Here is a 13240-nt window from a genome sequence, read left to right on the forward strand (position 1 = left end):
GCGGCGCGCGTTCCGCCTCCCGCCCCCCGCCCCCCAGTCCCGCGGGACCGCCGAACCGCCACCGGACGGGGCCACACGCCGGGCGCTCCCGGAACCCCGCCTCGGGGGCGGGCCGCTGTACTTTGCAACGGGGGACCACAGTCGCCGTCGGACAACAGGGGGACGCACGATGGACGCCACCGCGCAGATCGGGGTCACGGGCCTCGCGGTCATGGGACGCAATCTCGCCCGCAACCTCGCACGCCACGGGTTCACCGTCGCCGTGCACAACCGGTCACAGGCCAGGACGCGGGACCTGGTGGACGGGTTCGGGGACGAGGGTGCCTTCGTCCCCGCCTTCTCGGCGGAGGAGTTCGTCGCCTCCCTCGAACGGCCGCGCCGCCTGGTGGTCATGGTCAAGGCGGGCGGGCCGACCGACGCCGTCATCGAGGAGTTCGCGCCCCTGCTGGAGGAGGGCGACATCATCGTCGACGGCGGCAACGCCCACTTCCTGGACACCCGGCGCCGCGAGGCGGACCTGCGCGGGCGCGGTATCCACTTCGTGGGCGCGGGTGTCTCCGGGGGAGAGGAGGGCGCCCTCCACGGGCCGAGCATCATGCCGGGCGGATCGGCGGAGTCCTACCGGTCCCTCGCGCCCCTCCTGGAGCGGATCGCGGCCAGGGCCCCCGACGGCACCGCCTGCGTGTCCCACGTGGGGCCGGACGGCGCCGGGCACTTCGTGAAGATGGTGCACAACGGCATCGAGTACGCGGACATGCAGCTCATCGCGGAGGCCTACCAGCTGCTGCGCTCCGTCGCCGGGTTCGAGCCCGAGCGGATCGCGCAGACCTTCCGCTCCTGGAACACCGGGCGCCTGGACTCCTACCTGATCGAGATCACCGCCGAGGTGCTCGCCCACCGCGACGCCGCGACGGGGAAGCCGTTCGTGGACGTGGTCCAGGACAGGGCGGAGCAGAAGGGCACGGGTCGCTGGACCGTGCAGACCGCCCTCGACCTCGGTGTCCCGGTGCCGGGGATCGCCGAGGCGGTTTTCGCGCGCTCGCTGTCGGGCGATCCGGAGCTGCGCGAGGCCTCGCGGGCGCTGCCGGGGCCGCAGCCCGAACCGCTGTCGGGGGAGGAGGCGGACCGGTTCGCGGACCGGGTCGAGCAGGCGCTGTACGCGTCCAAGCTGGTGTCCTACACGCAGGGCTTCCTGCAGATCGCGGCCGGGAGCACCGAGTACGACTGGGGTGTGGACCCGGGGGCGGTGGCCGCGCTGTGGCGTGCGGGCTGCATCATCCGCGCCGCGTTCCTGGACCGGGTGCGCGACGCCTACGCCGCCCGGCCCGACCTGCCCAGCCTGCTGTCCGACGACACCTTCGCCGCCGAGATCGGCCGTGCCCAGGGCGATTGGCGGAGCGTCGTGGCGACGGCCGCCGTGCAGGGGGTGCCGACCCCGGGGTTCTCTGCGGCGCTCGCCTACTACGACGCGCTGCGCGCGGAGCGGCTGCCCGCGGCACTGGTCCAGGGCCAGCGCGACTTCTTCGGGGCGCACACCTACCGCCGGGCGGACCGCGACGGGGTGTTCCACACCCTCTGGGCGGGTGACCGCTCCGAGGAGCGCGCGGACGGCTGAGTCAGCCGCGCGGGTCGGCGACGGTCCCGGGCGGCCCCTCGATCCGGTAGTCGTCGAGGGCGGTGACCGCGTAGGCGGAGCCCTCCGGGGGGTCCTCCCCGGAGGCGGCGTCCTCCAGCGCGGTCCGGCCGGTCACCCCCACGAGGTTGTCGGAGGACAGGACCGCGCAGTGGTCCTCGCCGTCTCCCGACGCGACCCGCTCCGCCTCGTCGGGGTCGAGCCGGTAGACGGCGTAGGAGCGCGCGCCGTCGGCCTCGTCCCACTCCACCCGTGTGCGGTCGTCGCCGGCGGCCGTGGCCGTCAGCCCGGTCACGGTCCCGGTGAGCGGCTCGCCCTCCCGGGAGGGGTCGGCCACGGGCGGGAGCGCGGGGTCCGCGTAGTGCTCCTCGGCCAGGTGGTCGAAGGCCTCCGCCGCCGGGCCGGTGAGGGACGTGAAGGAGAAGTAGACGTCGCCCCCGACCTCGGGGAAGTCGTCGGCGTAGTCGAGCTGGGTGCTGAGCGCGTCGTCCTCGCGCCAGCCGCTCTCACCGACCCGGTAGGCGGCCTGGCCGATGTAGAGGTCCACTCCGGTGCCCTCGACCTCCGCGGCCCACCACGGGACGAGCTCCTCGTAGTCGGCGGCGCCGAATCCGCGCTCCCAGTACAGCTGGGGGACGACGTAGTCGACGGTGCCGTCCCGGATCCAGGTGCGGGTGTCGGCGTGCTGGGCGGCGTAGGACTCCAGCCCGGAGGTCGCCGACCCGGTGGGGTCGCTGCCGTCGTTGCGCCAGATGCCGAACGGGGAGATCCCGAACCGGACCCACGGCTTCGTGTCCTGGATCCGTTCGTGCACGCCCTCCACGAGGCGGTTGACGTTGTCGCGCCGCCAGTCCTCGCGGTCCTCGAAGCCACCGCCGTGCTCCTCCCAGGTGGCGTCGTCGTCGAACTCCTCGCCGTCCTCGGGGTAGGGGTAGAAGAAGTCGTCGAAGTGGACGCCGTCGATGTCGTAGCGCTCGACCACGTCCATGATGACGCCGGTGACCCACTCCCGCACGTCCGGTTCGCCCGGGTCGAGGAAGCCCTCGCCGCCGTAGTCGACCAGCCAGTCCGGGTTCTCCCTGACCGGGTGGTCGTCGGCCATCTCCTCGATGTCGGAGTTCAGGCCGACGCGGTAGGGGTTGAACCAGGCGTGCATCTCCAGGCCGCGCAGGTGGGCCTGCTCGACGGCGTACTCCAGGGGGTCGTAGCCGGGGTCGCCGCCCTGCTCGCCGGTGAGGTAGCGGGACCACGGCTCCAGCTCGGACTCGTAGACGGCATCGGCGGTGGGGCGCACGTGCAGGAAGACGGTGTTCAGGCCGAGTTCCGTAGCCTCGTCGAGGCGCTCGTCCATCTCCGCCCGCTGCTCGTCGGCGCTCAGGCCCGGTTCGGAGGGCCAGTCGATGTTGCCGACGGTGGTGAGCCAGGCGCCGCGCATCTCCCGTTTGTCCTGCGCGGCCTGGCATCGGGCCGCCCCGGGGCCCGGTCCGGGGTCGGTGGCGCCGACGATCGCGTACGCGGACAGGATGAGCGCCGAGGCTGCGCCCGCGGCCAGCCAGCGGTTGCGCCAGCGCGGGGCCATCCCCGCCCGTCTGCCTGGAGCCACGGGTCCTCCCCCGAACCGTGGTGGCGTCGGGGCGACGCCACGCCGGGAACCAGGGTAGGTCACCGGATAACTTTTTGGACAAAGATGGCCCTATGGGTGGTTTGAATCTCATGGGGTCGGAAACCGGGCGTGCTTCGGGGCTCGGTCGACCGGGGGAGGGGCGCCCCCGGCCTCCCCGACTCGCGTCCCCTCCCGGCCCGGCGCGGTCCCCCGGGGGTTTGGACGCGGGGCCCGCCTCCGTGGACGGGCCCCGCTCACCGCGGTCCACGGAGGGCCTGCGCCGCCGGTGGGCGGAGCGGGGCGCCTCCGTGGTCGGGCGGGTCAGCCGAACTGGCCGGGCTGGTAGTCGCCCGCGGGGTTCTGGGCGATGAGGTTCATCCGGTTGACGCTGTTCATGAAGGAGATGAGGCACACCAGCGCCGCCAGCTCGTCCTCGTCGTAGTGCTTCGCGGCGGTCTCCCAGACCTCGTCCGGGACCCCGCCCGCGGCGTCGGCGACGCGGGTTCCCTGCTCCGCCAGCTCCAGGGCGGCCCGCTCGGCCTCGGTGAAGACCGTGGCCTCCCGCCAGACCGCGATCAGGTGGAGGCGGACGGGGGTCTCCCCGGCGAGAGTCGCCTCCTTGGTGTGCATGTCGGTGCAGAAACCGCAGCCGTTGATCTGGCTGACGCGGATCTTCACCAGCTCCTGCGTGGTGGTCGACACCGTCGTGCCCCGGAGGACCTTGTCCACCGCGGCGACGTGCTTCATGACCTTGGTCGCGACGGTGCTGCCGAAGAGGTTGATGCGGGCTTCCATGCTGAACTCCCAGCCGTGTTGGCGATGGCACAGCAATGACGGAGCAGGCGGGCTGGGCGTGACACCACCCGGGGGTGCGGGGCTGTGACACGTGTCCCACCGGGGGGCGGAGGGCGGGGCCTGCGGTGCCGCCCGGGGGCGCCGCTGCCCGGGACCGCACCGCAGCCCTCCGGGGTGTGTCCTCCGCCTTTGTTACCGATCGGTGTTACCGGCTGGTAAGTTCTCCCTGTCGCGATGGCCGCCGAGCCGAGCCGTGAGAGGAAGCAGAGGGAGAGCAGTGCACGAGGGCGTCCTGACCAGGCTCAGGCCGGTTCCCGACAGCCGGTTCCGGCTCTTCCTCCTCCACCACGCGGGCGGATCGCCGCTGGGCTACCGCCCCTGGGTGCGCCACTTCCCCGCCGACTGGGACGTGTGCCTCGTGGAGGCGCCCGGACGCGGTCGCAGCGCGAACGCGGAGCCCTACCGGGACGCCGCCGACCTGGCCGGATACCTCAGCGAGCGCCTCGGCCACGCGCTGGACCGCCCCTTCGGCCTCTTCGGGCACAGCATGGGTGCGCTCGTCGCCTACGAGATGGCCGCGCGGATGGCCGCGGGCGCCGCCCGCGAGCCCTCCTGGCTGGGGGTGTCGGCGTGGAGCCCCGAGCCGGGCCCCGAGTGGGAGGAGCCCCGGCACCGCCTGGCCTCCGACCGTCTGCGCGACGGCATCGCCCGCATGGGCGGAACCCCGGCCGCGGCCCTGGCCGACCCCGCCCAGTGGCGCCTCGTGGAGCCCCTCGTCCGCGCCGACCTCGAACTGGTCGACACCTGGCGGCCGTCCCCCGGGGCCGAGAGGCTGCGCCTGCCGCTGTCGGCCTTCGGAGGAGAGGACGATCCCGGCATGCCGCCGCGGCGCATGGACGCCTGGCACGACCACGTCCACGGCCCGGTCCGACGGCACACCCTGCCCGGTGGGCACTTCTACTTCGTCGGGCGCATCGACGACGTGGCCGGCCGCATCACCAGGGACGTCCGCAGCGCCCTGGCCGCGGGCGTGTAGGCACCCGACCGGGGTCCGCGCCGACCGTGCCCGGTGTACGCGGGGTCGCCCCCCCCCGGGGCCCGGTGGGCCTCGGAGACCGGAGCCGCCACCACGTGTCCGCGGCGGCCCGCGCGGTGCGGCCGGACGGTCGGCGCCCCGCACGGGCCGGGGGTCAGGCCCCTACGGCGATGACGTAGCCGGGACCCTCCGCGGTGAGCCCCACAGCCCCGTCCGCGCCCGCCGCCTCCAGACGGACGGCTCCTCCCCGGGCTGCCACCTCCACGCGGGCCGCGTCCAGGTCGGCGAGCCCCGCCGTCACCGGCGCGTGCGCGCCGTCGGCCAGGTGCACCAGCACCACCTGCCCGGCCAGGGCCCGCACGAACGTCATGTGGTGCGGACCCGCGTCCAGCCAGCGCAGTCCGCCGGTCCGGAGCGCGGGCAGCTCCCCCCGCAGGGCCAGCAGCCGCGTGTACGCCTCCAGGGTGTCCCGGTCCCACCCGTCGGACCGGTGCCAGGGCATCGGCCTGCGGCCGTTCTCCCCGTCGCGGCCCTCCAGGCCGATCTCGTCACCGGCGAAGACGAACGGGGCCCCCGGCAGGGTCACCTGCGCCGCCACCCCCACCGCGTGACGCTCCCGGTCGCCGCCCACCACCGTCCGGAACCGCGCGGAGTCGTGCGTGCTCAACGCGTTCACGCTGTGTGTCAGCACCCGCCACGGCAGCCCCGCGTTCGCCGCCCGCATCGCCCGCACCGCGTCGTCGGCGCCGTTCCGGGGCAGCGGGGCCTCCGTGAACAGGTACCTCACCTCTTCCGGGGAGGTGTTCAGCCAGCTCCACACCGGCCGGGTGAACCCCGCGTAGTTCATGACGCCGTGCCACCCGTCGTGGTGGGTGTCGGGTCCGGCGTCGTGGAAGTGCTCCGCCAGCAGCCACGACCCGTCGCCCCCGCGTGCGGCGTCCACCTCGCGCATGCGCGCCGCGATCTCCCCGGACACCTCCCGGTTCAGGTCCTGGGCCCCGTGGCGGCCGGTCATGTTGGCCACGTCGATCCGCCAGCCGTCCACCGCGTCCTCTCCGGTCAGCCAAGCGGTCAGGACCGAGTCGTCGGAGCCGTAGAACCTGCGCCGCAGCTCCGCCGAGGCGTAGTCCAGCTTCGGCAGGCTGGGCACCCCCAGCCAGCCCACGTAGCCGTCCGGGTGGTCCGTGAAGTAGTAGAACCCGGCCTCGTCCGAGTCCGGGTCGGCCTGTGCCGTCCGGAACCACTCGTGCGCGCTCCCGGTGTGGTTCGTGGTCAGGTCGCTCATCACCCGCATCCCGCGCTCGTGCGCGGCGCGCGTCAGCTCGCGCAGAGCACGGTCTCCGCCCAGCAGCGGGTCCACCTCGGAGAACGTGGACGCGTCGTAGCGGTGGGTGGACCGCGCCGGGAAGACGGGGGTGAGGTAGACGACCTCCACGCCCAGCTCCGCCAGGTGGTCCAGCCGGCGGCGGACCCCGTCGAGCGTCCCTCCGAAGTACTCCCGGGACGCTGCCGGGCCGGACCCCTCGGGCTCGTCGTCCCAGGCCCTCGGCACCGCCCAGCCGGGGTGCTCGGCCAGGGGGTCGAGGGAGTCGTCGTCCCGGGCGAACCGGTCGGGGAAGATCTGGTAGACGCTCGTGCCGGTGACCCACGCGGGGGGCGGTGGTCCGGCGATCAACCGGAAGTCGCCCGCGTCGGTGACCTCGTGCCCGTGGGCGCCCTCCTGGTTGAGCCACGTGAACCGGGTGCCCCGGACCACGGCGAACCGGTACCCGGTCACCACCGGGCGCAGTGCGACCGACACCTCGAACCAGGCGGAGCCGCCGACCGTCCCGGCCTCCCGCGCCCGCACGAGGACGCCCTCGCCGTCCTCCACGACGCGGGCGTACACCGCGTCCGCGCCTCCGGGGACGCGCACGCGCAGAACCGCGTTCCCGTCCTCGACGCCGACGTGGTCGGGTGACCCGTCGTGGTGGGGGTCTCCGGCGAACTTCATGCGGCGGCTCCGGTGCGCTCGTGTCCTGGGGCGCCCGCCGGCCGGCGGGCGCACGCGACCGGACCCCGCCACGCGGGCGGGGTCCGGTACGGGAGCGGCCAGTATCGCAAGGGAGGCCCGCCGGTGCGACCGGTTTCGTCCCCGGCGTCACCGGTGTCGGGTGTCCGGACGGTCAGCCGCCCGCGTTCACGGCCATCTCGTAGGCGAGGTCGGGCACGAAGGAACCGGCGGGACCGGCGCAGCCGTCGGCCTCGCCGGGCAGCTTCACCCAGACGAAGGCGTCGATCAGAGGGTTGCCCGTGTCGGTCGTACTGGGCGTGCCCAGGGCGCGTCCGGTGGGGTCGCACCACTCGTCGTCGGCCGCGGGGCCGTTGCCGTTGCGGCTGGTGTCGACGACCGCACTCAGCCCGTCCAGGCCGGTGGCGCCGATGATCGCCTCGGCGTAGGCGACCTCGTCCGCGGTGGTGCGGTAGTTGGAGGTGTTGACGGCGATGCCGTCCGCGCTGTCGGCGACGTCCACGCCGTGCAGCAGTTCGGCCACCTCCTCGGCGGGGTGCCACGCGGAGTTCCCGGAGTCGATGTACACGCGGGCCTCGGAGGAGCCCTCCTTGAGCGTCCGTCCGGCGTAGGCCAGCGAGTCCATGACCTCGGCCGGGGGCTGGCCCGCGCAGGAGCCCATGAGGGAGAGGGCGTCGGGCTCGACGACGATCGTCGCGGGGCGGTCGTCGAGTCCGGCGGCGAACGCGTCGATCCAGGCCCGGTACGAGGCGTGGTCGGGCGCGCCGCCGCCGCTGTGGTTGCCGCAGTCCCGTCCGGGGACGTTGTAGACCACGATGATCGGCACGCCGCCCGCGGCCTGGGCGGCCCCGGTCAGGGCGTCCACCTCGGACTCGATGGTCTCCGGGTTGTACCGGGTGAACCAGGTCGCCTGGGCGACCCCGGCGATGCGCTCACCGATGAGGGAGGCGCGCGGGTCGCCCGGGTTGTCGGCGACCCAGTTGGCCGCTCCGGTGTCGGGGTTGACGTAGAAGGGCGCGTCCTGGGCGGCGGTCCGGGCCGTCTCCGTGCCGGACGCCGTGTCGCCCACGGTCTGGACCGGTGTGGGGCCACAGCCGGTCAGCAGGGTGCCGAGCGCCAGCGCGCTGACGGCGCCCAGGGTCGCTGATCTGCGAATCATCGGGACTACTCCTTGTGCGAGCGGGGGCAGGGGGTAGTTGGGAGCGCTCCCAGTCGGGGTGCTCCACGATAGGCAACTGTGAACTCTGTGTAAAGGGGTCGTGACGATTGGGTCCGGGCGCCGGATGCGCCCTTCGGCGCGTCCGCGCGGAGCCGCGCCGGCCGGGCGGATGCAGACTCTTTCCCCGCCCCCCTGTCGTGGTGGTTTGTCCCGGGTTACGGTTGTGATATGAGCCTTGAGTTGCCAACCGACCGACTCCTCATCCGGGAGTGGGAGCTGGGCGACGCCGAGGACGCCCTGAAGATCTACGGGGCCGACGAGGTCGCGCACTGGCTGACGCCGGAGTGGCATCCGGTGACCGAGACCAACGCCATGCGCTCAGTGCTGCACGCCTGGATCGAGGCGGGACCCAACCTGATTCCGCCCGCGGGTCGCTGGGCGATCGTCCGTCAGCAGGACGAGCAGCTGGTGGGAGGGTTGTCGCTGAAGCTCCTCCCGCCCTTCGAGGAGGACTTCGAGCTGAGCTGGGCGCTGCGCCCCGACGTGTGGGGCCAGGGCTACGCCACCGAGGCGAGCCGGGCCATCATCGCCTGGGCGTTCAAACAGGGGATCGAGGAGGTGTTCGCGGTCGCGCGCCCCCAGAACGAACGAGCCATCGCCGTGGCCCGCCGACTGGGCATGGAATGGGTCGGCGAGACCGAGAAGTACTACGACATGCGCCTTCAGGTCTTCCGGTTGCGCCCCACCTGACCGGGAGGACCACAGCGGCCCACCGGGTTCCCGGTGGGCCGTCCCCGTGCGGGCGGCCCCGCTCGCGGCGGACCGTCCCGCGGGGGAAGGTCGCAGGCGCCGTGCCGTGTCGGCCCCGGGTCGGCGCGCGGTCCGGCCCAGGGCACGGGACCGGGCTCAGACGCCCAGGAACTGACTGATCCGCTCGGTCTCCTCCTCCGACAGCCGCACCGCCGCGGCGGCCGTGTTCTCCTCCAGGTGCGCCACCCGCGAGGTGCCCGGAATGGGCAGCATCACCGGTGACCGGTGCAGCAGCCAGGCCAGCGACAGCTGGGCCGGGGTGACCCCGTGCTCGGCGGCGGCCGCCGCCAGCGGCGAGTCCGCGCCCGCCATCTCCCCGCGCGCCACCGGTGCCCACGGCAGGAACGCGATCCCGTCCCTCTCGCACTGCTCCAGGACGTCCTCGGACTGGCGGAAGGACGGCGCGTACTGGTTCTGCACCGACGCCACCGGGGTGATCGCGCGGGCCGCCGACAACTCGTCGACCGTCACCTCGCTCAGTCCGATGTGCCGGATCTTGCCCTCCTCGCGCAGCTCGACCAGCGCCCCGAGCTGGTCGGCGAGCGGTACCTCGGGGTCGATCCGGTGGAGCTGGAGCAGGTCGATCCGCTCCAGGCCGAGGTTGCGCAGGCTCAGCTCCACCTGCTGCTTGAGGTACTCGGGCCGACCGAGCTTGTGCCACTGGCCGGGGCCGGTGCGCGCGAACCCCGCCTTGGTGCCGATGACCAGGTCGTCGGGGTAGGGGCGCAGGGCGTCCCTGATCAGCTGCTCGCTGATCTGCGGGCCGTAGGAGTCGGCCGTGTCGATGAACGTGATGCCGAGTTCGATCGCGCGCCGCAGGACCGCCAGCGCCTCGTCGCGGTCGCGGGGCGGTCCCCACACCCCTTCGCCGACGATCCGCATCGCCCCGAACCCCAGTCGGTGGACCGGGAGATCGCCCCCGAGGGCGAAGGTCCCCGACCGCTCGGCGATGTCTGGTGTGGCGTGTACGTCGGTCACGGTGTCCCTTTCGGGCGGCGCTGGGCCGCGATTGCGTACTGGCGTCGAACGCCGGCCGGGGCCGACGCGACATGCGCGTATGCGCGCTCCGGCGGTGTTGCGGGCAGGATCTCAGGAGGCGGAGAGCGCCGCAAGGTGCCACGGGGGAGGGCGTCCGCGCGCCCCGTCGCCCCGGCGCCGGGTCGCCGGGTCGCCGGGGCGCCGGGACGGACGCGGGCACGGCGTGGCGCCCGGGCCCGCGCTTGTCAGCCCTCGGAGCCCGGTGCTACAAATACCTACTAATCCTATCGGGAATCTGTAAAATAGGTGCCGGGTCCACCCCCGCCCGGCTCCCCGCCGGGCCGGCCGCACCGCTCCCGCCCGCCCCCGGCCCCGCGCTCCGCCCCTCCCCGAGCCCCTTCGCACCCCTGTCCGCACCGTCCCGACGCGACCACGCGCCCGCCCCCGTCCGAGGAGACCCCCGTCGTGCTTCCGCCACTCCGAGCTCCCCTCCGCGCCCTCGCCCGCGCGTTCGTCACCGCGACACGCGGCGCGCCCCGGGCCGCATCGCCCGGCCGCGCCCCGGCCACGCACACCGCGCACGCGTCCGCGCGCGCACTCCGCCGGTACACCGCGCTCGCCCTCGTGCCCCTGCTCGCGGCCACGGCCTGCGGGGCGCAGTCCCGGGCCGCGCCGTCGGAGCCCCTGGACGGCGGCACCCTGACCTTCGCGCTGGCAGCCGACCCCGCCTGCGTCGACCCCCACCAGGTCGGCAACAACCAGGGACTCAACGTCGGCCGCCAGGTCGTGGACTCCCTCACCGACCAGGACCCCGAGACCGGCGAGATCGTCCCCTGGCTGGCCGAGAGCTGGGAGACCGACGAGGACGCCTCCTCCTACACGTTCCGCCTGCGCGAGGGGGCTTCCTTCTCCGACGGCGTCCCCCTGGACGCCGAGGCCGTGCGCGCCAACTTCGAAGCGGTCGTCGAACTCGGCGCCCTCTCCGGCCTCGGCAGCAGCTACCTCGGCGAGTACGAGGAGACCGAGATCGTGGACGAGTACACGGCCACCGTCCACTTCTCCGCGCCCAACACCCAGTTCCTCCAGGCCACCTCGACCATGTCCCTCGGACTGGTCTCCCCGGCGAGCCTGGCGTCCACCACCCCGGAAGAGCGCTGCCAGGGCGAGTTCGCCGGGTCGGGCCCCTTCACCGTGGAGGACTACACCCCCGACCAGCACGTCATCCTCACCGGGCGCGACGACTACGACCAGGCCTCCAGCCGCTCCTCCCACACGGGCCCGACCCGCCTGGACGGCGTCGAGTTCCGCATCATGCCCGAGGCCGGGGTGCGCACCGGCGCGCTCCTCTCCGGCCAGGTCGACGCCATCGCGGACATCCCGCCCCAGGACGAGGCACGCTTCGCCGACACCGACTTCACCATCCTGACCAGGCCCAACCCCGGGGTGCCCTTCAACCTCCACCCCAACCTGGCCTCGCCCGCACTCGCGGACGCCCCCGAGGTCATCGAGGCCGTCCAGATCGGCATCGACCGCCAGGAGGTCGTGGACACCGTCCTCAGCGACCGCTACCCGGTCGCCACCGGCCCGCTCGCCGCCGTCACCGACCACGCCTCCGACCTGGGGGACCGGCTCGCCCACGACCCCGCGGCCGCCGCCGCGATCCTGGAGGACGCCGGCTGGGTCGAGGGAGGGGACGGCATCCGCGAGCGCGACGGGGAGCGGCTGGAGGTGGACGTGGTCTTCGCCGCCCTCTTCAACGGCAACGAGAACGCCCTCGAACTCATCCAGCAGCAGCTGCGGGCCATCGGGATCGACCTGGAACTGCGCCTGCTCACCCCGGCCGAGCAGACCGCCGTCGTGGACGCAGGCGCCTACGACTTCGACTGGTACAACACCACCCGCACCGACCCCGACATCCTGCGCACCCTCTTCTCCACCAGGTACACCAACCGCACCAACCTCGCCGAGGACGACACCCTCGACGCCCTGCTGGACGACCAGGCCGCCGCCTCCGACCCAGAGGCGCGGGCCGCACTCGTCCACGACGCCCAGGCCCACATCATCGAGAACGGCTACATCATCCCCGTCTTCGAGTTCGCGCAGGTCCACGGCGTCGCGCCCCACGTGCACGGCATCGCCTTCGAAGCCTCCTCGCGGCTGAGCCTCTACGAGGCGTGGGTGGAGGCGGACTGATGCTCCGCTACGCGGCCCGCCGCCTCCTCCAGTCCGCGGTCGTGCTCTGGGCCGCCTACACCCTGTCCTTCGCGCTGCTGTTCCTGCTGCCCGCCGACGCCGTCACACTGATGCTGAGCGGCGGCGCCGACGAGGTGTTCGCCAGCCCCGAACAGGAGGCCGAGCTCCGCGCCCGCTGGGGGTTCGACCAGCCCCCCGCCGTCCAGTACGCGAGCCTGCTCGGCCGCGCCCTCACCGGCGACCTGGGCGCCTCCCTCACCACGGGGCAGCCCGTGACCGCAGCCATCGCCGAGGCGCTGCCCGCCACCGCCCAACTGGCCGGGACGGCCCTGGTCCTGTCGATCCTCCTCGGCGGCGGGTTCGCCGTCGCCGCCTCCTACACCCGGTCGCCCCGTCTCGCCCGCGTGCTGCGGGCACTGCCCCCGCTGGGCGTGGCCATGCCCACCTTCTGGGTCGGGCTCATCCTCATCCAGGTCGTCTCCTTCCAGTGGGGGCTGCTCCCCGCCCTCGGCGACACGACCGCGGCAGGGCTCGTCCTGCCGGCGGTCACCCTCTCCCTGCCAGGTGCGGCGCTGATCGCCCAGGTCCTCGGGACGGGCCTGACCACCCAGCTCGGGCTGCCCTACGTCGCCACCGCCCGCGCCAAGGGGGCGTCCCGCCCGCGCGTCCACCTGGGGCACGCCCTGCGCAACGCCGCGATCCCCTCCCTCACCCTGGCGGGGGTCCTCGCCGGAGAACTCCTGGCCGGGGCGATCGTCGTGGAGACGGTCTTCTCCCGCCCCGGGATCGGCCGCCTCACCTCCACCGCCGTCGGCGCCCAGGACCTGCCGCTCGTCCAGGGCATCGTCCTGCTCGCCGCCGCCGTGTTCGTCCTGGCCAACCTCGTCGTGGACCTGCTCTACCCGCTCGTGGACCCGCGGGTGGACCTGGGTCCGCGCACACCCTCCGGAGCCGCCCCGTGAGCCCCACGGCCCCCGTCCCCGCTGTCCCCGACGCCACCGCCGCCCCGGGGCACGCCCTCC

Annotated in this window: 10 protein-coding genes; 5 read left to right on the forward strand and 5 right to left on the reverse strand. The window is 73.8% G+C overall.

Features of this window, described 5'->3' with window-relative positions:
- Window positions 1-169: 169 nt before the first annotated feature.
- The gene (gndA, locus tag Q8791_RS22535; protein WP_330093765.1) at window positions 170-1615 is read left to right on the forward strand and encodes an NADP-dependent phosphogluconate dehydrogenase; all 1446 of its coding nucleotides are present in this window, start codon (window positions 170-172) and stop codon (window positions 1613-1615) included.
- A gap of 1 nt (window position 1616) precedes the next feature.
- On the opposite strand, the gene Q8791_RS22540 is transcribed toward gndA, so the two are convergent.
- Together Q8791_RS22540 and Q8791_RS22545 are read right to left on the reverse strand one after the other, a co-directional pair.
- Window positions 1617-3212: a glycoside hydrolase family 10 protein gene (locus Q8791_RS22540; protein WP_330093838.1), complete on the reverse strand. Its 1596-nt coding sequence runs from the start codon at window positions 3210-3212 to the stop codon at window positions 1617-1619.
- Window positions 3213-3557: 345 nt separating this feature from the next.
- Window positions 3558-4031 carry a carboxymuconolactone decarboxylase family protein gene (locus Q8791_RS22545; RefSeq protein WP_330093766.1) on the reverse strand — a complete coding sequence of 158 codons (474 nt, stop codon included), beginning with the start codon at window positions 4029-4031 and terminating at the stop codon, window positions 3558-3560.
- Between the two features lie 277 nt (window positions 4032-4308).
- Here Q8791_RS22545 and Q8791_RS22550 point away from each other — a divergent pair, with 277 nt between their 5' ends.
- Window positions 4309-5067 carry a thioesterase II family protein gene (locus Q8791_RS22550; RefSeq protein ID WP_330093767.1) on the forward strand — a complete coding sequence of 253 codons (759 nt, stop codon included), beginning with the start codon at window positions 4309-4311 and terminating at the stop codon, window positions 5065-5067.
- A 154-nt stretch (window positions 5068-5221) separates the two neighbouring features.
- Here the strand turns inward: Q8791_RS22550 and Q8791_RS22555 are convergent, their stop codons facing one another.
- A complete protein-coding gene (locus tag Q8791_RS22555; RefSeq protein ID WP_330093768.1) occupies window positions 5222-7060 on the reverse strand; it encodes a glycoside hydrolase family 13 protein in 1839 nt (612 codons plus the stop codon).
- Window positions 7061-7232: 172 nt separating this feature from the next.
- Window positions 7233-8237: a glycoside hydrolase family 6 protein gene (locus tag Q8791_RS22560; protein ID WP_330093769.1), complete on the reverse strand. Its 1005-nt coding sequence runs from the start codon at window positions 8235-8237 to the stop codon at window positions 7233-7235.
- Window positions 8238-8465: 228 nt separating this feature from the next.
- On the opposite strand from Q8791_RS22560, the gene Q8791_RS22565 reads away from it, so the two are divergent.
- Window positions 8466-8987, forward strand: coding sequence for a GNAT family N-acetyltransferase (locus Q8791_RS22565; RefSeq protein ID WP_330093770.1), 522 nt, complete (start codon window positions 8466-8468; stop codon window positions 8985-8987).
- 156 nt (window positions 8988-9143) lie between these two features.
- Here Q8791_RS22565 and Q8791_RS22570 read toward each other — a convergent pair whose 3' ends face one another.
- Window positions 9144-10025, reverse strand: a complete 882-nt coding sequence (locus Q8791_RS22570; protein ID WP_330093771.1) for an aldo/keto reductase — start codon at window positions 10023-10025, stop codon at window positions 9144-9146.
- A gap of 465 nt (window positions 10026-10490) precedes the next feature.
- Here Q8791_RS22570 and Q8791_RS22575 point away from each other — a divergent pair, with 465 nt between their 5' ends.
- Window positions 10491-12218 (forward strand): ABC transporter substrate-binding protein, encoded by a 1728-nt coding sequence (locus tag Q8791_RS22575; RefSeq protein ID WP_330093772.1) that lies wholly within the window; start codon window positions 10491-10493, stop codon window positions 12216-12218.
- Window positions 12218-13180, forward strand: a complete 963-nt coding sequence (locus Q8791_RS22580; protein WP_330093773.1) for an ABC transporter permease — start codon at window positions 12218-12220, stop codon at window positions 13178-13180. The genes Q8791_RS22575 and Q8791_RS22580 overlap by 1 nt, the downstream gene beginning before the upstream one ends.
- Window positions 13181-13240 lie beyond the last annotated feature (60 nt).

The sequence above is a fragment of the Nocardiopsis codii genome (genome assembly GCF_036327455.1).
Lineage (GTDB): Bacteria > Actinomycetota > Actinomycetes > Streptosporangiales > Streptosporangiaceae > Nocardiopsis > Nocardiopsis codii.

What these genes read in the sequence shown, in the direction of transcription:
- Q8791_RS22540 (WP_330093838.1), bottom strand. Translation starts at nt 3,212, where the DNA reads ATGGCCCCGCGCTGGCGCAACCGCTGGCTGGCCGCGGGCGCAGCCTCG.
- Q8791_RS22560 (WP_330093769.1), bottom strand. Translation starts at nt 8,237, where the DNA reads ATGATTCGCAGATCAGCGACCCTGGGCGCCGTCAGCGCGCTGGCGCTC.
- Q8791_RS22545 (WP_330093766.1), bottom strand. Translation starts at nt 4,031, where the DNA reads ATGGAAGCCCGCATCAACCTCTTCGGCAGCACCGTCGCGACCAAGGTC.
- Q8791_RS22555 (WP_330093768.1), bottom strand. Translation starts at nt 7,060, where the DNA reads ATGAAGTTCGCCGGAGACCCCCACCACGACGGGTCACCCGACCACGTC.
- gndA (WP_330093765.1), top strand. Translation starts at nt 170, where the DNA reads ATGGACGCCACCGCGCAGATCGGGGTCACGGGCCTCGCGGTCATGGGA.
- Q8791_RS22565 (WP_330093770.1), top strand. Translation starts at nt 8,466, where the DNA reads ATGAGCCTTGAGTTGCCAACCGACCGACTCCTCATCCGGGAGTGGGAG.
- Q8791_RS22580 (WP_330093773.1), top strand. Translation starts at nt 12,218, where the DNA reads ATGCTCCGCTACGCGGCCCGCCGCCTCCTCCAGTCCGCGGTCGTGCTC.